Here is a 19,209-nt window from a genome sequence, read left to right as displayed (position 1 = left end):
CTCTTCCCCGCACGTTCTACCTCTCCAGGAAGGCCGAAGTCCCCCTTGGGCTACGGAACTCGGCCATGCTAGCGCCCTGGGACCCCGGCGACTCCCGTTGCGGGTGGGTCCGCGGGAGTCACGTCGTCAGCGGCTCGAAATCCCAGTACGGCCGCTCCCTGCGGCGGATCGACAGGGTGTGCGGATGCTGGGGCCCGAGGGTGTCGGAGAGTTGCTGGAGCGCCTCGTTCTCCAGCTTCGTGGCCTCCTGGCCGCGCCGCAGCGCACGCTGGTCACCGGCGAGGGCCGCCTTGCAGGACAGGGTCAGCGGATGGGTCTCGCCCAGCGTGGCGCGCGCCGACTCCAGGACCGTGCGGCTGAGTTGGGCCGCGCCCTCCTCATCGCCGGCCAGGCTCCGCGCACCGCTCGCGTTGAGCGCCGCCCCGAGCGCCCACGGATGGGTAGGGCCGACCGCCGCCCGCATCCGCGTCAGCGCCTGCTCGGCGATCCGCAGCGCCTCGTCCCGCTCGCCGTACTCCCACAGCGCGAGCCCGACATTGCCCAACGTGCCCACGGCGTAAGGGTGTTCGGGGCCCACCAGACGGGCGTAGTCCTCGGCCACGGTCGCGGCCATCTCCCGGGCCTGCTCCAGATTGCCGTGCTCGCGGTTGAAGGTCGCGAAGTCCGCCTGGACCAGGAGCGCGTCGGGATGGCGCGGCCCCTGCCGCTGCACGAACCGCTCCACCACGCTGCGCATCAGCGACTCGGCGCCCAGCAGATCACCGGTGCGCCGCATGCACAGCGCCAGATTGTGCTCGGCGAACAGGGTCTGCGGGGTGAACCGGTCCATCGCCTGCCGGTGGGCGCGGACGTTGAGTTCCTGCCGTGAGGTGGCCTCGGCGTACCGGCCCAGCAGCCTGAGCATCCAGGCGTAGAACATGCCGGAGCGCAGGGTGAGATGGTGGCGCGGGTTCAGCAGCCGCTCGCGGATCAGCAGGATGTCGCGGTGCAGCAGCAGCGACTCCTCGTAGCGGCCCAACAGGCTGGTGACGACGGCCAGGTTGCCGCGGTCCTGGAGGGTGCGCGGCGCCTCGGAGCCCAGGGTGTCGGAGTACGCGTGGACGCACTCCTCGAACATCTGGTGGGCCTCGTCGTAGCGGCCCAGCGACACCAGGGTCCCGGCCAGCCCGTTCTTGGCGCGCAGCAGATCGGGGTCGTCGTCGGCGCGGGTCTCCGTGAGCTGGTCCAGGACGGAACGTCCCACGGCCTCCGCCTCACGGTAACGGCCGCTGCGCCGCAGCATGTTGGCGTGGTCGTGGGTCAGCACCAGCATGTCGCGCTCGTCGGGCTGGAGCCGGTTGCGCCAGCGGGCGACGGTCTGCTCGCACAGGCGCAGCGCGGCCCGGTTCTCGCCCCGTACCCGCATGTAGTCGATGCAGTTCAGGACGAGCTGCCGGACCACGGGCTCACGGCTGTCCAGCGCGCCCGCGGTCTCCAGGTGCGGGATCAGCTCCGCGTAACGCGTCCACTCACGCGTGTCGTTGGGGCGGCGCGGGTCGGCGCCCGCGAGCAGCGTGCAGGCGATCGTGGACAGCGCCTCGCGGCGGTCCTCGGTTAGGGTGCTGAGCAGGAAGCTGTGGTAGAGGCGGTGCATGGACACGCGGTCGACGGCCGGTTCGGCCTCCGAGGACTCGACGTAGTCGAGGCGGACCGCGGTCGACTCGGACAGTCTGCGCAGCGCCGTGTGCCAGCGGATCGGGTCGCCGGCGAGCGCGGCCAGATGGGCGGGCAGGTCGGACGGGTGGGCGGCCTGCATCAGCCGGACCGGGATGGCGTCCGGCGAGAACAGTGCGAACAGGTGGAGCAGTTCCACCGCTTCGGGGTTGTTCTCCTGGAGCGTGTTCAGAGTTATCGACCAACTGGTCTGGAAACCCATCGGGTAGTCCGAGGAGATCCGGATACCGATCTGGCTGGCCTCGCCGCGCCGGATCATCGCGACATAGTCCTTGGCCGGCATGACGTTGGCGTCCAGCCAGGCCGCCGTCTGCGCGAGCAGCAGCGGCAGGTCCTGTACGGCGTCGGCGAGATCGTCGGCCTCGGACTCGGTGAGCCGCTGGGCGCGGCGACGGGCGTAGGCCACGCTCTCGGGACGGCGGAAGGGCTGCACCTCTAGCTCGGTGACGCTGCCCGAGGCCGCCCAGTCCTGGGTGAGGGTGGTGATCAGGACATGGCCGTTGCCCTCCGGGAGCAGGTCCTCGATCTGCTCCATGTCGTCGGCGCTGTCCAGCACGAGCAGCCAGCGGCGGAACGGCCGGCCGGTGCGCAGCGCCTCGTGCACCGCGCGGATCCGCTCGCCCAGCTCCTGTCCGACCGGCAGTTCGAGCCGCGGCGCCAACTGCGCGAACTGCTCACGCGCCGGTGCCCGGAACCGTGCCCCCACCCACCACACGATGTCGTAGTCGTTGCCGAACCGGTGCGCGTACTCGATGGCGATCTGGCTCTTGCCGACGCCCGAGATACCGCGCAGCGCGACCCGGGCGCCGCCGCGTCCGCCCTCCTCGAAGCGGGCGTGCAGCTTCTCCAGGATGGCGTCGCGGCCGGTGAAGCGGACATTGCGGCGCGGTACGTTCCACACGGCCGGGGGGTCGTTCGGGAAGCGCGGCGCGGTGCCGCTCACCGGGCCGGGCGCGGTGGCCGCGTCCAGGTCCAGGCGGCGCAGGATACGGCGCCGGGCCTCGCGCGAGTCGAGGTCGCGCAGATCGACCGGGCGCAGCGGGGCGGCGGTGGCGGGCAGCGCCCGGGTGGCCACACTGACCGCGGAGAATCGGTCGACGTGTGGCGGCACCACCTCGTGCAGCGCCTGCGTCCACTCGGCGTCGGTGCGCGGGCCCAGCGAGAAGTACCAGTCGTCGAGGACCAGCAGCACCCGGCCCGGCGCCTGGAGCAGATTGCGCAGCGCGTCGGCGAGCGACATCTGCTTCGGCGGGTCCCACCGCAGCAGGGTCGTCTCGTGCCCCAACTGCTCCAGCTGGTGGGCGATCCAGGTGGCCCACGGCCGGTTGAATCCCGCGTAGCTGATGGTGAAGTGCTCGTGGGACTCGGCGCCCTTGGACCTGTCGGTCATCCGACCGTCTCCCCTTACACCGAAATGGACTCATTGACTACGTTTAAACCGTCTCGCGTGATTTCGCGTGCACCCTAGTCGATACGCGGTCGGTCCTCGGGCATTACCGCGCTCAGCCGTCGGGCCGCGTGCCGCACCAGTTGTTCCAGATCGGCGCAGTAGACGGAAGGGTGCAGAAAGCCCGTCCCGGCGGAGTAGCGGTGCCCGTAGTTGCCGCCGCCGCACACCCGTCCCACCGGACACGCCCGGCACTCGTCCGAGAGCCCCTCGACGCCGAGTTGACGGGCCACGATCCCGGGGTGGTCGAGCGCCTCGTCGAAGCTGTTGCCGAAGACGTCGAACCCGGTGGCGGTGGCGCGGTCGTAGGCGAGGTTGAGGGAGTCGATCTGCTCGACGGCGCCGTCCGTGTGGACGACCACGGCGCAGGTGGGCGACAGCCCGACGGACTCGGTGGCGCTGGGGACACCGAGCAGCAGGGCCACGATCTCGGTGAACAGCCGTACCCGCGGCTGGGTTCCGTTCGGCGGGCCGTCCCACCAGAGGTCGAAGGCGGTGGCCAGCCAGTCGCCGTACGGCGTCGGTACGGCCCGCTGGGCGCGTGCGTCACGCGGCGGACGGGCGGCCAACCCGGGCGGCGGATTGGACCAGTTGGCGTGCGGCAGGAGCAGGTCGAGCCGGGGCGGACGCAGCGCGGCCAGCGAGGAGTAGACGTCCTTCGGGTCGCTGGTGATGTCGATGGCGCACAGGATCCCGGCGTACAGCTCGGGACGGTCGGCCAGCAGGCGCGCGGCCCGGGCGGCGGCCGGCCAGGAGGAGCGCCCCGCGTGGTCCACCCGGCGCCGGTTCAGTACGGCGGTGCCGCCGTCCAGGCTCAGCCCGACCCGGATGTTGGCGTCGGCGAGCCGGTCCAGGGTGCGCTCGGTGACGAGGGTGCCGTTGGTCTGCACGGTGGTCCGCAGCGCGGTGCGCGAGGGTAACGCGGCACGTACGGCGGCCGTGTAGGCGAGCGCGGTGTCGGGCCCGGACAGCAGCGGTTCGCCGCCGTGCAGGTCGATCCGCACCTCGGACAGCCGGTGTGCGACGGCGTGTTCGGCGATCCGGGAGGCGGTCTGCCGCATGACGTCCGGGCTCACCCGGGCCGGCCGCCCCCGCCAACTGGCGTCCCTGCCCTGGTAGATGCAGCAGTAGGTGCAGTCGAGATTGCAGCGGCCGTGCACCTTCAGGACGAACTGCCGGAAGGGAAAGGCCCGTTGCCCCGCGCGCCGCAGGGCCGCCACATCGAGCGCGGCATGCGGCCACGGCGCGAGTTCCCGGTCCCTGGCCGTCCGTAAGGTGTGCTCCGGTGCCCTGTGCACAGCGTCGCCTCCCGTCGGCCGGCGCTCTGCCGCCCCTATCGTTCTGCCCCGGGGGAGTCCTCGTGATACGCGACAAGGCCCCCGTCGGCACCGCAGGACCGGGCCAGCAGGGTCGCGAGGACCGCACCCAGCACAGGGTGGTCCACCCGCGCACGCAACGCGGTCAGATCGACGCCGGTGAAGTCGGGCAGCGGCTCACGGACACCGTCCGGGTGTTCGTCGGGTCCGTCCGGGTGACTGTCGGGTCCGTCCAACCGGTACCGCACGGCGGCCTGTTGATGCTCGGCCGGGTCGGTCGCCCCGCGCTGGTCCACGGTGTGCCGCGCCGGCTCCGTCACCCCGTACTCCTGCACGTCGTAGCGCGCCAAGTCCGCCACCCTGCACTCCTCTACGTCGTCGCCCCGAGCGCGGTCATGCGCTCGAACGTGGACTGTGCCTGTGGTCCCCGTGCCGCCCCGGCGCGCTGCCACAACTCCCAGGCGGCCTGGTAGGACTTGAGGGCCCGTGCCGGGCCGGCCGTGCGTTCCAGGACCGCGCCGCGCTGGTGGTGCGCCTGCGCGGCGAGCAGTGGTTCGGCGGCACGGAGCGCGCTGCGGACACCGTGGTGGTAGGACTCCGCCGCCAGGTCCAGCCACTCCGGCGCACCGGTCGCCCCGGCCAGCGTCAGCAGCACCTCGCCGCGTTCCAGCCAGGCCAGCGCGGCGATCCGGTCCGTCCGTGCGCCGCGGGCCGCGCGGGCCAGGATCCACTCGGCCTCGTGCAGATCGGTCCCCGCCCCGCCCGCCGTGTGGTGCCGGCGCAGCGCCTTGCCGAACAGCAACTGCCGCTCGGCCAGCCGGGGTTCACCGCCCGCGGTCAGGGCAAGCGCCGCGCGCAGCTCCCGTACCGCCTCGGCGGCCACCTCCAGTCCGCCGCCGCTCTCGACCCGGGCCAGCAGCACTTCACCGCGGCCCGCCAGCAGCTCCGCCCGGACCGGGTCGTCGCGCTGCACGAGGTCCTGCGCCTGGGCGAACACCCGGTCGGCGGCGTCGAGTTCGGCGGGGTCGGCGGTGTAGCGGTAGCGGGCGCTGTGCGCCTCGGCGAGCCTGCGCAGGGCCAGCGCCCGTAACTCCGGGCTCACGTCCCGCACGTCGTCGACCGCCTCGTGCAGCGCCTCCAGCACCCCGGTCGCCCCGCTGTCGGCCGCCGCGACCGCCCGCGCCTCGGCCAGGTCCAGCAGGGCCCGGCAGCGTACGGCGGAGGTCGCGCCCGCGCCGCCGGTGAGCCGCACGCCCCGCTCCAGATCGGCCGCCGCCCGCAGGGCCAACGTCCGTGCCTCCTCGGTCGAGTCGCGGATCCGCGCGTCCCCGGCGAGGGCAAGCAGTTTGCGTCCCCGGGCGAGCACGGCGGCGTCGGAGGGGGACGTACCGCCGTTCGTCACGTCGCGCTCCTCGTCATCGGACGGTCGGATGCGTGCGTATGCGGTCGAGAAGGATCGAGAAAGGGCGGGGACGGTCGAGCCCCTGTCCATGACAGTACGCGGCTACCGACCGGTCAACAGCGCTTTCCGGCCGCCGGTCAACGATCACACCCGGTCACACCGAGTCGGATCCCGCCAAGTTCCCGCAACACTCGCGGTCTAGACTCTGCCCCCAGTGGCCTGCGACCGTGGCCGAGAACGGGCAGTTTCTGCCAAACCCGAAGGGTATTCGGCGTTTTGATACGGATAGATTCAGTCACCAAGCGGTACCCGGACGGCACGGTGGCGGTCGACCAACTGTCCTTGGACATACCGGACCGCTCGATCACCGTCCTCGTCGGCCCCTCCGGCTGCGGCAAGACGACCACCCTGCGCATGATCAACCGGATGATCGACCCCAGCGAGGGCACGATCTCCCTGGACGGCGCGGACATCACCAAGCAGCCGGTCAACACGCTGCGCCGGTCGATGGGTTACGTCATCCAGAACGCCGGACTCTTCCAGCACCGCACGATCGTCGACAACATCGCGACCGTGCCCCGCATGCTCGGCTGGGGCAAGGAGAAGGCCAGGGCGCGGGCCACCGAGCTCATGGCACGGGTCGGCCTCGACGCCGCCCTCGCCAAGCGGTACCCGTACCAGCTCTCCGGCGGCCAGCAGCAGCGCGTCGGCGTCGCCCGCGCGCTGGCCGCCGACCCGCCCGTCCTCCTCATGGACGAGCCCTTCTCCGCCGTCGACCCCGTGGTCCGCAAGGGCCTCCAGGACGAACTCCTGCGTCTCCAGGAGGAGTTGGGCAAGACCATCGTCTTCGTCACCCACGACATCGACGAGGCGATCAAGCTCGGCACGATGGTCGCGGTGCTGCGCACCGGCGGCAAGCTGGCCCAGTTCGCCCCGCCCGCCGAACTGCTCTCCGACCCGGCGGACGCCTTCGTCGAGGACTTCCTCGGCACCGACCGCGGCATCCGCCGCCTCTCCTTCTTCTCCTCGGCCGGTCTCGACCTCAAGACCTCCCCGATCATCGCCGTCGACTCCACCGCCGAGCAGATCGCCGAACGCACCACCCCCGACGTGCCGTACCTCCTCGTCACCGACCTGGACGGCAAGCCGCTCGGCTGGAGCGAGCCGGGCGCACTCACCGCCGGAGCCGTCGACACCACACAACTCCTCGCCTACGGCCGCCCGTTCGAGGCCGGCAAGGACTCGCTGCGAGCCGCGCTCGACGGGGCGGTGCTGTCGCCGACCGGGTGGGCGGTCGGCGTGGACGGGACCGGGCGCGTGGTCGGGGTCGTGTCGCAGGGGGCCGTGGGCGAGGCGATCCGCAGCGCCCACGCGGCGGGTCGCAGCGGCACGAAGGTCGCCGGATGAACGACTGGTTCCGCATCCCCAGCGACCTCCAGAACAGCTACCTCGGCCTGATCGGCCTGCATCTGCGCGAGGCCGTGATCCCGGTCCTCGTCGGCCTGGTGGTCGCGCTGCCCATCGCCCAACTGTGCGTGCGGTTGCGCTGGTTGTACCCGCCGGTGCTCTGGGTGACGACCGTGCTCTACGCGATCCCCTCGCTGGCGTTCTTCGTCGTCCTCATCGACTACACCGGCCAGACCGAGACCACCGTGATGATCCCGCTCGGCGTCTACAGCCTCGTGGTGTTCGTCCCGGCGATCGTGGACGGCGTCCGCTCGGTGCCCCAGGAGACCCTGGACGCGGCCACCGCGATGGGTCTCGGTCCCATCCGCCGTTATCTCCAGGTGCAGTTGCCGATCGCCGTGCCCGCGATCATCGCCGGCCTGCGGGTGGCGACCGTGTCCAGCATCTCCCTCGTCAGCGTCGGCATGCTGATCGGCAACCAGGGCGCGCTGGGCAACCTGCTCAACGACGGTCAGATCTACCACCAGCCGCGCCTGATCTGGCTGTCGGTGATCACCACGGCCGTCCTCGCCATCGTCGTGGACGCCGTCCTGGTCGGCGTACGCCTGCTCCTCACGCCCTGGATGCCGCGCGGCACCCGCAAGGCCCGCCCCGCCGAGGACCGGCCGGAACCGGCCGAACTCGCACTGGAGGACGCAGCCCGGTGAACGTACTCCACTACATCAACCTGTTCTTCAGCGACAGCTCGCACTGGCACGGCTACGACGGCATCCCCACCCGTCTCGTCGAGCACATCCGGTACTCGCTGATCGCGCTCGCGATCGCCACCGCCATCGGCCTCCCCATCGGCCTGCTGACGGGACACACCGGACGCGGTGGCAACACCCTCTCGCTCATCGCCACCGCCGCCCGCGCCCTGCCGAGCTTCGGCCTGCTGGTGCTGATGTTCGTGCTGATCGGCTTCGGCCTGGTCCCGGTGATGATCCCGCTGGTCGTCCTCGCCGTACCGCCGATCCTGGTCACCACCTACGAGGCGATGCGCTCCGTCGACCCGTCCCCGGTCGACGCGGCCCGCGGCATGGGCATGAACGAGACGAACGTCCTCTTCCAGGTGGAACTCCCGGTCGCCCTCCCGCTGATCCTCAGCGGCCTGCGCTCGGCCGCCATCCAGATCGTCTCCACGGCCACCATCGCGGCCTACGTCAGTCTCGGCGGCCTCGGCCGCTACATCATCGACGGCCTCTACCAGCGGAACTACGAGAAGGTCGTCGGCGGAGCCACCCTGGTCGCCGGCATGGCCCTCGTGACTCTGGGGCTCTTCTGGGGCATCGCACGGCTCGCGGTGTCGCCGGGGGTCCGCAGGAGCAACTGACTACCTCTGTAAGCAAAAGGGGGATGGGGAGGGCAACGGCCCTCCCCATCCCCCTTTCTCCCGCCCTCAGTTCTCCGTGCGCGCCAGCGCCAGCTCCAGTACGACCAGCAGGGCGTCCCGCACGGACCCGCGCTCCCGCGCGTCGAACGCGATCACCGGGACACGCTCGTTGACGTCAAGGGCCCAGCGGACCTCGTCCAGGGAGTGCTCGATCTTGCCGTCGAAGGCGTTCAGGGCGACCGCGAACGGGATCTGCTTGTGCTCGAAGTAGTCGACGGCCGCGTAGCAGTCGTCGAGCCGGCGGGTGTCGACGATGACGAGACCGCCGACCGCGCCCTCCACGATGTCGTCCCACATGAAGCCGAATCGGTCCTGCCCGGGCGTACCGAAGAGGTACAGCTTCAGGGTCGGGTCGATGGTGATGCAGCCGAAGTCCATCGCGACCGTGGTCGTCGTCTTGCGCGGGGTGTGGGACAGGTCGTCCACGCCCGCCGCGACCTCCGTGATCGCCGCCTCGGTGGTTAGCGGCTCGATCTCGGAGATCGCGCCCACGGTGGTGGTCTTGCCCACGCCGAAGCCGCCCGCGACGACCATCTTCACCGGCAGCGGCGGTCGTACGACGGTCTGCGCAGCCGCACCGCGGGCGACCGGTTCAGTCGGTGTCACGGAGTACTCCCCGGGAGTTGGGGATGGCGCGGAGGCCATCGATGACCCTTCGCAGGACGGTTGCGTCGTGGGTGATGTCGGAGTTGGGCACGTGCACCGTCAACTGCCCGGCGGCACGCAGGTCCTCGGCGAGGACCCGCACCACGTTCAGGTGCAGCCGCAGCCGGGCCGCGATCTCCGCGAGGGACTGCGGCTGCCGGCAGGCGGCCACGATGTCGTGCTGCTCGAAGGAGAGCCGGTCGAGGACCTCCAGCCCGGAGGCCGTGGCCACCACCTGGGTCTCGACCGGGATCGGCCGCCCGGAGGCGGCCGCATCCGCGCCCGCCACCCGGCCCGCGGTGACCAGGAACGGCCGTACGGCGGAAGGCGTGCGCACCGGATCGCGACCCGGGGGTGTGGCCCCGTCCGCGCCGGCACCGCTCGGAGTGCGGCCGTCGGGCATGAGTGGCTGTTCCTCTCTCGACCGGTCGGGGACCGGTCACCGAGCCGAAGCGGCGCCGACGCTGTTCTTCAGCTGGAGCACCAGCTGGGGGTTGAGCGCGGAACCGGCACGGTTGGCGAACAGCGTCATCTCGTAGGCGATGTTGCCGAGTTTGGCCTCTTTGTCGGTGACGACGCCGAGGACGGCGCCGCTGCCGATCGCGGAGACGAGGACGTGGCCGCCCTCCAGATCGATGATGACCTTGTTCAGGCCGCCGAGACCGTAGTTGCCGGAGGCACCGGCGGCCAGGCTGGTGATGCCGGAGACGATGGCTCCGAGCCGCTCCGAGTGGGCGTGCTCGCGCAGTTCGGCCACGGCGATCAGCAGGCCGTCGGAGGACACCGCGATGGCGTCGACGACACCCGCGGTCTCCGTCGCGAAACGGTTGAGCAGCCAGTTGAAATCGGCCGCGGCTGCCTGCAGTTCGGCCGGCGTGGTGCCCCCCGTGGGAGTGTCACCTGTCGACGTACTCACTGCTCCGCTCCTTTCGGGAGGTGGTTCTGGTCGTGCGGGTGGTTCGCGTCCTGGGGGCGCAGGCCCGTGAGGGTGTCGCTGTCGCGATGCGCTTGCTCCACGGCTGCCTCGAACTCTTCGAGGGCCGAGCGGACGGCGTCCGCGTCGGCGGGCCGGGGGGCCTGCCGGGCGGCTTGCTGGGCGGCGTCGTCGGCGCCCGTACGAAGGGTGGCACCCCGGACCCGGCGCCGCAGCGGCCGGGAGCCTCCGGCGTCGTCGGGGGCGGTGGCGGACTCGTCCGCCTGGGCGTGGTGGGTGGTGACGGGCGGGGCCGGTGCGGCGGCCCTCGGCGCCGTCTCGTACCGGGAGACCCTGCGGGGCAGCGGGGTGGGCTCGTCATCGGTGCGCATGTGCTCGGGTGTGATCGGCTCGGGCCTGCTCAGGGTGATCGACGGGCGCGGCCCGGAGTCCGAGGTGGCCCAGGAGGGCGCCGGACGCTGGTCCTGGTTCGAGGAGGCGGACGGCGCAACAGCCGCTCCCGTAGCGGCAGTTGAGCCCGCCCCCGACCCCAACTCCGTGTATCCGGTGTTGGCGGAACCGCCGGAGGCCAGCGAGCTCATCCGCAGCAGCAGCGTGGCCGGGATGGTGATCTCGGCCGTCACACCGCCGCCCGGCGTGCGGGCCAGTGTGACGTCGATGTCCCAGCGGCGGGCGAGCGTACCGACCACGAACAGGCCCAGCACCTTCGTCGGCACCAGGTCCAGGCGCTCGCGGCGGATCAGGCGCGCGTTCTCCTCGGCGATACGGTCGGCGCTCATCCCGAGTCCGTGGTCGGCGACCACGATCAGCGCGTCGTCGCCGTCGGTCCGTACGACCACCTCGACGGGGCTGCCCGCGGGCGAGAACGAGACCGCGTTCTCCAGGAGTTCGGCCACCATCAGGGTGAGGTCGCCGATGATGTCGGGCTCCACCATGACCTCGGTGTCGGCCCGCAGGCCCACCCGCTGGAAGCCCTCGATCTGGCCGAGCGCGGCCCGTACGACGTTGGTGAGTTCGGTGGGGCCGCCGTCCAGCACGGTCTCGCGGATGCCGGCGAGCAGCATCAGACTGTCCGCGTTGCGGCGCAGGCGGACGGCGATGTGGTCGATGGAGTAGAGGCGCTCCAGCAGCGCCGGATCCGTCTCGCCCCGCTCCACCGCGTCGATCAGCGCTAGTTGACGGGTCGTCAGGTTGCTGACGCGGCGGCCGACGTTGCCGAACATCTCGGCGACGTTGCGCCGGCTGACCACCTGGCGGGCCAGCAGCGCGGCGGCCGTGGTCTGCACGTGGTTGAAGGCCTCGGCGAGGTCGCCGATCTCGTCCTTCGCGGTGACCGGCATGTCGCGCAGCAGCGGCGGCCCGTCGTCCTCGGCGTCGTCGTCGGCCACGCGGGCGAGTTCGCGGCCCGCGACCTCGGCGACCTGCTTCGCGGCGCCGGTCAGGGCCTGCACCGGGCGGACCACCGAGCGGCGCACGATCACCACGAAGGCGAGCCACAGCGCGAAGCCGAGCAGGGACAGGCTCAGCAGCAGTCCCGCGCGCCAGGAGGCGGAGCTGGACGCGCTGTCGGCGCGGGTGGCGATCTGGCCGATGAGCGAGCTGGTGATCTTCAGCCGTCCCGCGGCCTGCTGCGGGTAGGAGGGATAGTCGCTCATGGCGTCCGCGAAGGCCTTGCGGACCGCGCCGGGCGTCTCCGCCTGTAGTCCGCTCGGGTCGATCTGAAGCTCCGCGTAGGCCTCGGCGATCAGCCGCTGCGCGGGGGTGTGCTCGATGCCGGAGAGCTGGTCGGCCTGGTCCTCGGTGGCGAACCGGGCGAACCTGGCCGCCTGGTAGGTGTAGAGGTCGTAGGAGCCGACCGCGTTGTTGAACTCGATGAGCGCGTTGCTGTCACCGGTCGTCGCCGAGAACACGCTGGTCTCGAACGAGCTGTGGGCGGCGTCCGCCCGCAGCACGGAGTCCAGCAGGTTGCCGGTGAAGGTGGTGGCGAGGTTCGCGTTGTGCTCCAGGTCGAGCCCGTCGATCAGACCGTCGGAGGCGCTGGCGTACGCCGGGTCGATGTTGTCGGCGGGCAGATAGCTCTGCTCGACGGTGTCGCGCAGCGTCTCCAGGCCGTTGATCTCCTTCAGGGCCTGGGCCTCGCTGTCCGGCAGTCGGTCGCCGAAGGTGTCGCGCACCTTCTCGACCTGCTTGTCCACGGCCAGCTGGGACGCGCGGTAGGCGCTCTGCGAGGGAGTGCCGCCGTCGTTGGTGGCCTCGAAGCGAACGGAGAGCAGGATGGCCTGCTGGTGCTCCGCCTCCACGAGGTTCACCAGCTTGGCGACCTGCCCGCTGTCACGCACCAGTTGGGCCGCGTCGCTCGCGTCCGTCGACTGCCCGACCTCATCCGAGATGAGATACGCCAGCAGCACCGCGACCACCGCGAGCGGTACGCCGACGAGCAGATTGAGCTTGCGCCTGAAGGGCCAACGGTCTGCGAAGCCCCGTATGGACACCAGGCCTCCTTCGTGGGGTGTTGTCACGGTACGCGTAGCGACGCGCGTGACTGTTTTTGATCGAAGCGGCCCCCGCACACCGCTGTGACCGACGCCAACTCCGGGGAGACTACCGTCTCTTCGAACGATCAAGTGCGTCGCCCTACGTCAAGAATCAATTACAAAGCGACCGTGTTCGTGACCGGTCTGTTTACGTTGCCTTCACAACTGGGCACCCATTGAGGCCAATCGGTGACCAGAGTTCTCTTGACTGACCGAGAACCGGCTGGATTGGATCAGCGGAGTGCGGAGTTCACGCCCCGCGCGTGGACGCCACAGCCATGCCTGCACGCCTGTGCCAACATCCGAGCCCGGAACGGGAATTGTGACTTCAAAAGCGAAGAACAGCTGGTCAAGTACTAGGTACCCCGGCGCGGCCGCCATCGCGCTCGCCGCGACGGCTGCGCTTGTCACGGGATGTGGTTCGTCCTCCGACAGCAAGTCCGACGACCCCCTCGCGGGCGCCAAGGCCAGTGGTGACACGGTCGTCGTCGGCTCGAACAACTTCGCCGAGAGCACCCTGCTCGCCGACATCTACGGCGAGGCCCTCAAGGCCAAGGGCGTCAAGGTCACTTACAAGCCGAACATCGGCAGCCGTGAGACGACCTACGGCCTGCTCAAGAACGGCACGATCACCGTGCTGCCCGAGTACAACGGCGCGCTGCTGGCCTACCTCGACCCGAAGGCCACCCCGGCGACGCTGGCCGCGACCACGGCCGCGATCGACGCCAAGCTCGACACCAAGCTGACGCTGCTCGACCCGGCCGCAGCCGAGGACAAGGACACGGTCACCCTCAACGCGGAGACCGCGAAGAAGTACAACCTCACGTCCGAGTCCAGCATCGGGGACCTCAAGTCCATCGCCAAGGACCTGGTCATCGGCGCCTCGCCGGAGTTCCAGACCCGGCAGCAGGGCCTGGTGGGCCTGAAGTCCGTCTACGGCCTGGAGTTCAAGTCCTTCAAGGCGCTGGACGCGGGCGGCACGCTGACCGCTGCCGCGCTGAAGAAGAACGTCGTGCAAGCGGCCGACCTCTTCAGTACGGACCCGACCATCACCAAGGAGAAGCACGTCACGCTCCAGGACCCGAAGCGCCTCTTCGGTTTCGAGAACGTGCAGCCCCTGGTCTACAAGAGCGGCCTGTCCGCCGCCGGTGTGGCCGCCCTCAACGCGGTCTCCGCGAAGCTCGACACGGCGACTCTGCTGGACCTCGACACCCAGGTGGGCTCGCAGAACAAGGACCCGCTGGACGTGGCGAAGGCCTGGCTGAAGACGGCCGGCCTGGACTAGGACTTCTCCGGCCGGCGCGGGTGCCTCCGTTTCTCCGGGAGGCACCCGCGTCGTGCTCAGTACCCGACGTGGAAGGTCGCGTCCTGCTGTTCCGTGGCTGTCGAGATCGGGTCGATGCGCAGGACGTAGTTGGAGTGCCGGATGTACCGGGTCGGGTTGTTGTACGACCGGAAGGACGCCCAGGACGAGTCGGCGAGCCCCGCCGTCCGGTAGAACGTGGCGTCCCCGGCGAACGTCGACGTGCCGTCGTTCACGTCGAGTTGGAGCGCGTAGTTGTAGTGCCGCAGATAGCGGGTCGGGTAGTTGACCGACTGGAACGACACCCCGGCCGAGTCCGCGAGACCCGGTACGAGGGTCCACTGCGAGTCGGTGTACGGGTCGAAGGCGTACTCGTCGATCCGGCCGACGAAGTTGGAGTGGCGGACGTAACGGGCCGGATAGTTGTAGGACTTGAGCCGGTTCCAGGCCGGAGTGCCCCACTTCGCGATGAGGTTGTTGTACTCGGCCGTGGTGATCGGCTGGATCCCGCAGTGCTTGGAGTTGAGCGGCTGCGTGTAGAGCTTCTGGTCGACCGCCGTCCAGGTGCCCGCGGCGAGGCTGCTGGTCTGCCAGGCGTAGAAGACGCCGTTGGGGTCCCAGGTGTCCCCCCAGAGGTACCAGATGGAGCTGGACGTAAGGGACTTGACCAACGTCGGCGCCTCGGTGCCGTTGTGCGAGACCGCCGTGCTGAACTCGGTGAAACTGCCCGGGTCCAGTGACGTGGACTTCGCGCCTACCAGCGTCGAACTCTTCTTGAAATAGAGGTAGTTGACGCCGTTCACGCCGACCGCGAGGTCGCCGTCGATGACGTCGTAACCGGGGTCGAAGAACACCTGCGGATCACTGGCCGTCACGAAGTCGCTGGTGTAGTTGACCATGATGACGTTGTGGCCGCTGTCGTTCACGGCCGAGTAGATCACCCCGTACTGCCCGCGCCCCGCGTCCCAGTACGACTCCGGCGCCCAGGCGTGGGTGTCCAGGCTGTGCACCTTCATCCGCCGGTAGCCGGTGAAGGTGCGCAGGTCGGTGGAGTCCCAGACGTGCAGGTACTGGCTGACGTACGACCAGTCGGTGCCGTTGAGGTCGGTGGCGAGGACCACGAACGTGCCGTCCTGCTTGCGCAGGATGAACGGGTCGCGCAGGCCGAGGGAGCCGGCGGTGGGGGTGGCGACGGGGGCGTTCTGGTTGAGCGGGGTCCACTCCAGACCGTCGGGGCTGACGGCCAGGTGCAGACCGTAGTTGGCGCCCAGGAACGTCGGCGACTCGGTGAAGTAGCACATGACGTAAGCCGAGTTGGTCGCGGCCTGCGCGCTGCCCGCGCCGAGCGTGAGCGCGCCGGTGGCCGCGAGCGGGACGGTCGCGGCCATGCCGAGGAAGAGGCGGCGGGAGGGGTGGGGGAGAGGAGGGACGGCCATGTGTTCTCCAGGGGGATACGAGCGGCCCAGTGATTCCTGTCGTTCGACATTCCGAACGAGGTTCGGTAAGTCGATCAGAAGGTAGAGATGGGGCGTGTGCGCGTCAATCACACGGTCGCGCTTGGCCGGTTCTCGTCGTTCACGTAGGTGTCCGCTACGAGCCTCCTGTGTGGATCAGGAGTTCCGCCCGCGCCCGGGCCGCCGCCCCGATCGCCACCGCGTCACCGCCCAGCCGCGCCGGCAGCACCCGCACCGGGTGACCGCTCACCGGCGGCTCCAGCGCCAGCGTCTCCCGCACGGCCGACTCGACCAGCGCCCACGACCGGCTGACACCCCCGCCGATCACACACGTCGTGACATCCAGCAGCCCCGCCGTGATCAGCAGCGCACGGGCGACACCGCGCCCCAGCGCCGTGTACACGGCACGCGCGTCCGGATCGCCCGCCCGGGCCGCCTCGGCGACCTCACGGGCCGTGAGCGCACGCCCCGTCCGCTCCCCGTATCGCGCCGCGACCGACCGCCCCGAAGCCAGCGTCTCCAAATGCCCTCTTCCCCCGCACGTGCACGGCAGTTCACCGAACCCGGGCACATGCCCGATCTCGCCGGCCGCCCCGCGCGGCCCGTCGTAAAGGGCGCCATTCAGCCACAGTGCGCCACCCACTCCGGTGCCGAGCGTCATCCCGAGCACGTTCTCCTCACCCGCGACCGCACCCTTCGCGACCTCCCCGCGCAGAAACGCGTTGACGTCGTTGTCGAGGAACGCCGGTACGCCCAGGGCCTGTTGGACAGTTGCCGTCACCTCGAACCCGGCCCAGTCGCGAAAGGAGTCGCTCGCCACGAGGATCCGCCCGGCCCGCACATCCACGAGTCCGGCCGCCCCGACCCCGACCCCGAGCAGCCGGGCGGGCGTACGGTCCAGCAGCCGCCGTAGCGCGGAGAGCGCGGCGTCGAGCATCGCGGTGCCGCCCTCGCCGGCCGGGGTCGGTACCTCCGTCCGGTCCAGGACGTCGAGTCCGGCCGTGCACAGCACGACCTGGGTGGTCGTCCCGCCGATGTCGACGCCGACGACCACCTCGGGAGAGTCGCTCACGCGCCGGCCCCCGTCCCCAACGCCAACCGGCGCTCTCTGCGCTCCCGTTGGAGCACCGGATCGGGCACGGGCACGGCGGCGATGAGCCGGCGCGTGTACTCGGTCTCCGGGTGCAGCAACGTGCTCATGGTCGGCCCCTGTTCCTCGACCCGTCCGCCCCGCATCACGACGACCCGCCCCGCGAACTGCTGCACCACGGCGAGGTCGTGCGACACGAAGAGACACGCGAACCCGAGTTCCTTCTGCAACTCGGTGATCACTTCCAGCACGGTCTGCTGCACACTCACGTCCAGCGCGCTCGTCGGCTCGTCCGCGACCAGCAGCCGCGGTTCGAGGACCAGCGCCCGCGCGAGACTCACCCGCTGCCGCTGCCCACCGGACAGCTCACGCGGCCCGCGCCGCGCCAACTCCCTCGGCAGCCGCACCAGTTCGAGCACCTCGGCGACGCGCTCCCGCCGTTCGGCGGCCCCCATCCCGCGCCGGTGCACCCGCAACGGCTCGGCCACGCACTCCGCGACACTCATCCGCGCGTCCAACGAGGCCACCGGGTCCTGCAACACCACGCCGACCCCGGCCAACAGCGCCCGCCGGGCCCGCCCCCGCGCCTTGCGCAGATCGGCGCCGAAGAGCGAGACGCCCCCCGACTCCGGCGCGACCAGCCCAAGAGCCACCCGTGCGGCGGTCGACTTCCCGGACCCGGACTCACCGACGAGCCCCACGGTCTCCCCGGCCCGCACGGTCAGCGACACGTCCTCCAACGCACGCACGGCACGGGGCCCACGCCCGAACTGCACGGAGACATCCCGCAGTTCGACCACGGGCGCCCCTTCGGCCTCCTCGCCCACGACACCTCCGTTCCCGTTCCCGCTCCCGGTCACGGCGAGCCGAGGCACAGCGGCCAGCAACCGCCGCGTGTACTCATGAGTCGGCCGCAACAGCACGTCCTCCACCGCCCCCGTCTCCACGATCTCCCCCTCCAGCATCACGGCGACCCGATCGGCGAAGTCGGCGACGACCCCCATGTTGTGCGTGACCAGCAGCACGCCCGTCCCGGAGTCGGCGGCCAACGCCCGCAGCAGATCGAGGATTTCGGCCTGCACGGTGACGTCCAACGCGGTGGTCGGCTCATCGGCGACCAGCAACCCGGGTGAGTTGGCGATGGCCATGGCGATGACGACCCGCTGCCGCTGCCCACCGGACAACTGGAACGGAAAGGCGGAGGCGCGCCGTTCAGGCTCGGGAATCCCGACCCGGCGCAGCAGCGCGACGGCCTCGGCAGCCGCCTCCTGCCGGGAGACGTCCCGGTGATTCCGTACGACTTCTGCTATCTGCTTGCCGATCCGGGTCAGCGGATCGAGCGCGGTGGCCGGCTCCTGGAACACCATCGAAGCCGTACGCCCCCGCAGCCGCGCGAGTTCGGCCTCACCGGCCCCCACGACATCCGTACCGCCGACCGAAACACCCCCGGAAGCACGGGCGTTGCCGGGCAACAGCCCGAGGGCGGCGAGCGCGACGGTCGACTTCCCCGACCCGGACTCACCGACGAGGGCGAGCGTCTCCCCGGGCTCCACCCGCAAGGACACCCCACGCACGGCGGGTACATCACCGCTCTCGGTGGAGAAGGTGACACCCAGATTCGCTATCCCCAGGATGCTGTTCATCCCCGTCCCTTCACATCGAAGGCGTCGCGCAGCCCGTCGCCGATCGCGTTGAACGCGCACACGACGAGGATGATCGCGAGGCCCGGCGGAACGATCAGCCACCAGCGCCCCGAGTACGCGGCCGTCAGCCCGGCCGAGAGCATGCCGCCCCAGTCGGTCGACGGCGGCTGAACTCCCAGCCCCAGATAGGACACATAGGCGACGAGCAGAATCGCGTCGGCGACCTGGAACGTGGCGGCGACGACGATGGTCGACACCGAGTTGGGCAGGATGTGCCGAGCGATGGCTCGCCCGTGGGTCCCGCCGATGGCGCGCAGGGTCAGCACGTAGTCGCGTCTCTTCAAGGTCAACGTCTCCGCCCGCACCAGCCGCGAGGGCACCAGCCAGGACACCAGCCCCAGAATCACGATCAGCCCGGGCACGCCGGGTGTGGTGATGGCGGACACGACGAGCAGGATGAACAGCGCGGGAATGGCGATCCCGGCGTCCACGACCCGCATCATCACGGCATCGACCCAACCGCCCGCATACCCGGCGATCGAGCCCCAGAGAGTCCCGATCACGGTGGCAAGCACCCCGGCGGCAAGCCCGACGAGCAACGAGACCTTCCCGCCGTACATGAGCCGCCCGAGCTCGTCATGCCCGACGGCATCGGTACCGAGCCAATGCGCCCCGCTGGGCCGGAGATTGACCTGTGTGAGATCGGTATGGATCTGATCGGTGGAGTAAAGGAGCGGCCCCACAAAGCAGAACAGGAAAAAGAGGACAACGACTACGAGTCCGGCCACGGCAAGCTTGTTGCGCGCGAAGCGCGCACTCAAGGGCGCGGGGCTGTGTCGATTTGCGGCTCCGCCGCGGGGCGCGAGCAACCCCCACCGCCTGGCACTTT

The 19,209-nt window shown here is 70.5% G+C and carries 16 protein-coding genes; 4 read left to right on the top strand and 12 right to left on the bottom strand.

Going from position 1 to position 19,209, the window contains the following annotated elements; genetic code table 11:
• Positions 1 to 118: 118 nt before the first annotated feature.
• The 4 genes from fxsT to OG714_RS13535 form a co-directional block, all read right to left on the bottom strand.
• Positions 119 to 3,103: an FxSxx-COOH system tetratricopeptide repeat protein gene (gene fxsT / locus OG714_RS13550; RefSeq protein WP_406120859.1), complete on the bottom strand. Its 2,985-nt coding sequence runs from the start codon at positions 3,101 to 3,103 to the stop codon at positions 119 to 121.
• A 74-nt stretch (positions 3,104 to 3,177) separates the two neighbouring features.
• Entirely contained in the window at positions 3,178 to 4,458 is a 1,281-nt protein-coding gene (locus OG714_RS13545) for an FxsB family cyclophane-forming radical SAM/SPASM peptide maturase (RefSeq protein WP_406120857.1), read from the bottom strand.
• A gap of 35 nt (positions 4,459 to 4,493) precedes the next feature.
• Entirely contained in the window at positions 4,494 to 4,835 is a 342-nt protein-coding gene (locus OG714_RS13540; RefSeq protein ID WP_406120855.1) for a YxD-tail cyclophane-containing RiPP peptide, read from the bottom strand.
• Positions 4,836 to 4,846: 11 nt separating this feature from the next.
• On the bottom strand, positions 4,847 to 5,878 hold the full coding sequence (locus OG714_RS13535) for a hypothetical protein (protein WP_406120853.1): 1,032 nt from the start codon (positions 5,876 to 5,878) through the stop codon (positions 4,847 to 4,849).
• Positions 5,879 to 6,154: 276 nt separating this feature from the next.
• On the opposite strand from OG714_RS13535, the gene OG714_RS13530 reads away from it, so the two are divergent.
• Genes OG714_RS13530 through OG714_RS13520 form a run of 3 tightly spaced genes read left to right on the top strand, consistent with a single transcriptional unit; the run spans position 6,155 to position 8,657 of the window.
• Positions 6,155 to 7,285 (top strand): ABC transporter ATP-binding protein, encoded by a 1,131-nt coding sequence (locus OG714_RS13530; protein WP_406120851.1) that lies wholly within the window; start codon positions 6,155 to 6,157, stop codon positions 7,283 to 7,285.
• A complete protein-coding gene (locus tag OG714_RS13525) occupies positions 7,282 to 7,992 on the top strand; it encodes an ABC transporter permease (protein WP_406120850.1) in 711 nt (236 codons plus the stop codon). The genes OG714_RS13530 and OG714_RS13525 overlap by 4 nt, the downstream gene beginning before the upstream one ends.
• The gene (locus tag OG714_RS13520) at positions 7,989 to 8,657 is read left to right on the top strand and encodes an ABC transporter permease (RefSeq protein WP_406120848.1); all 669 of its coding nucleotides are present in this window, start codon (positions 7,989 to 7,991) and stop codon (positions 8,655 to 8,657) included. The genes OG714_RS13525 and OG714_RS13520 overlap by 4 nt, the downstream gene beginning before the upstream one ends.
• Before the next feature lie 66 nt (positions 8,658 to 8,723).
• Here the strand turns inward: OG714_RS13520 and OG714_RS13515 are convergent, their stop codons facing one another.
• Genes OG714_RS13515 through OG714_RS13500 form a run of 4 tightly spaced genes read right to left on the bottom strand, consistent with a single transcriptional unit; the run spans position 8,724 to position 12,788 of the window.
• Positions 8,724 to 9,323 (bottom strand): ATP/GTP-binding protein, encoded by a 600-nt coding sequence (locus OG714_RS13515; RefSeq protein WP_019062810.1) that lies wholly within the window; start codon positions 9,321 to 9,323, stop codon positions 8,724 to 8,726.
• A complete protein-coding gene (locus OG714_RS13510) occupies positions 9,310 to 9,765 on the bottom strand; it encodes a DUF742 domain-containing protein (RefSeq protein WP_406120846.1) in 456 nt (151 codons plus the stop codon). Before OG714_RS13510 ends, OG714_RS13515 begins: the two co-directional genes overlap by 14 nt.
• 36 nt (positions 9,766 to 9,801) lie before the next feature.
• On the bottom strand, positions 9,802 to 10,278 hold the full coding sequence (locus OG714_RS13505) for a roadblock/LC7 domain-containing protein (RefSeq protein WP_363095356.1): 477 nt from the start codon (positions 10,276 to 10,278) through the stop codon (positions 9,802 to 9,804).
• Positions 10,275 to 12,788, bottom strand: coding sequence for an ATP-binding protein (locus OG714_RS13500; RefSeq protein WP_406120844.1), 2,514 nt, complete (start codon positions 12,786 to 12,788; stop codon positions 10,275 to 10,277). Before OG714_RS13500 ends, OG714_RS13505 begins: the two co-directional genes overlap by 4 nt.
• Positions 12,789 to 13,152: 364 nt before the next feature.
• On the opposite strand from OG714_RS13500, the gene OG714_RS13495 reads away from it, so the two are divergent.
• Positions 13,153 to 14,115, top strand: coding sequence for an ABC transporter substrate-binding protein (locus OG714_RS13495; protein ID WP_406120842.1), 963 nt, complete (start codon positions 13,153 to 13,155; stop codon positions 14,113 to 14,115).
• Positions 14,116 to 14,171: 56 nt separating this feature from the next.
• On the opposite strand, the gene OG714_RS13490 is transcribed toward OG714_RS13495, so the two are convergent.
• From OG714_RS13490 to OG714_RS13475, 4 genes are all read right to left on the bottom strand, one after another.
• Positions 14,172 to 15,569, bottom strand: a complete 1,398-nt coding sequence (locus OG714_RS13490) for a glycoside hydrolase family 43 protein (RefSeq protein WP_406120840.1) — start codon at positions 15,567 to 15,569, stop codon at positions 14,172 to 14,174.
• Between the two features lie 154 nt (positions 15,570 to 15,723).
• A complete protein-coding gene (locus tag OG714_RS13485) occupies positions 15,724 to 16,659 on the bottom strand; it encodes an ROK family protein (protein ID WP_406120838.1) in 936 nt (311 codons plus the stop codon).
• On the bottom strand, positions 16,656 to 18,320 hold the full coding sequence (locus OG714_RS13480; RefSeq protein WP_406120836.1) for a dipeptide ABC transporter ATP-binding protein: 1,665 nt from the start codon (positions 18,318 to 18,320) through the stop codon (positions 16,656 to 16,658). Before OG714_RS13480 ends, OG714_RS13485 begins: the two co-directional genes overlap by 4 nt.
• Positions 18,317 to 19,141 carry an ABC transporter permease gene (locus tag OG714_RS13475; protein WP_406120834.1) on the bottom strand — a complete coding sequence of 275 codons (825 nt, stop codon included), beginning with the start codon at positions 19,139 to 19,141 and terminating at the stop codon, positions 18,317 to 18,319. The genes OG714_RS13480 and OG714_RS13475 overlap by 4 nt, the downstream gene beginning before the upstream one ends.
• Positions 19,142 to 19,209: the final 68 nt, after the last annotated feature.

This window comes from Streptomyces sp. NBC_00989, assembly GCF_045162655.1.
Classification (GTDB): Bacteria; Actinomycetota; Actinomycetes; order Streptomycetales; family Streptomycetaceae; genus Streptomyces.
The sequence above is the reverse complement of the archived record's forward strand: the minus strand, read 5'-3'. Positions and strand labels throughout refer to the sequence as shown.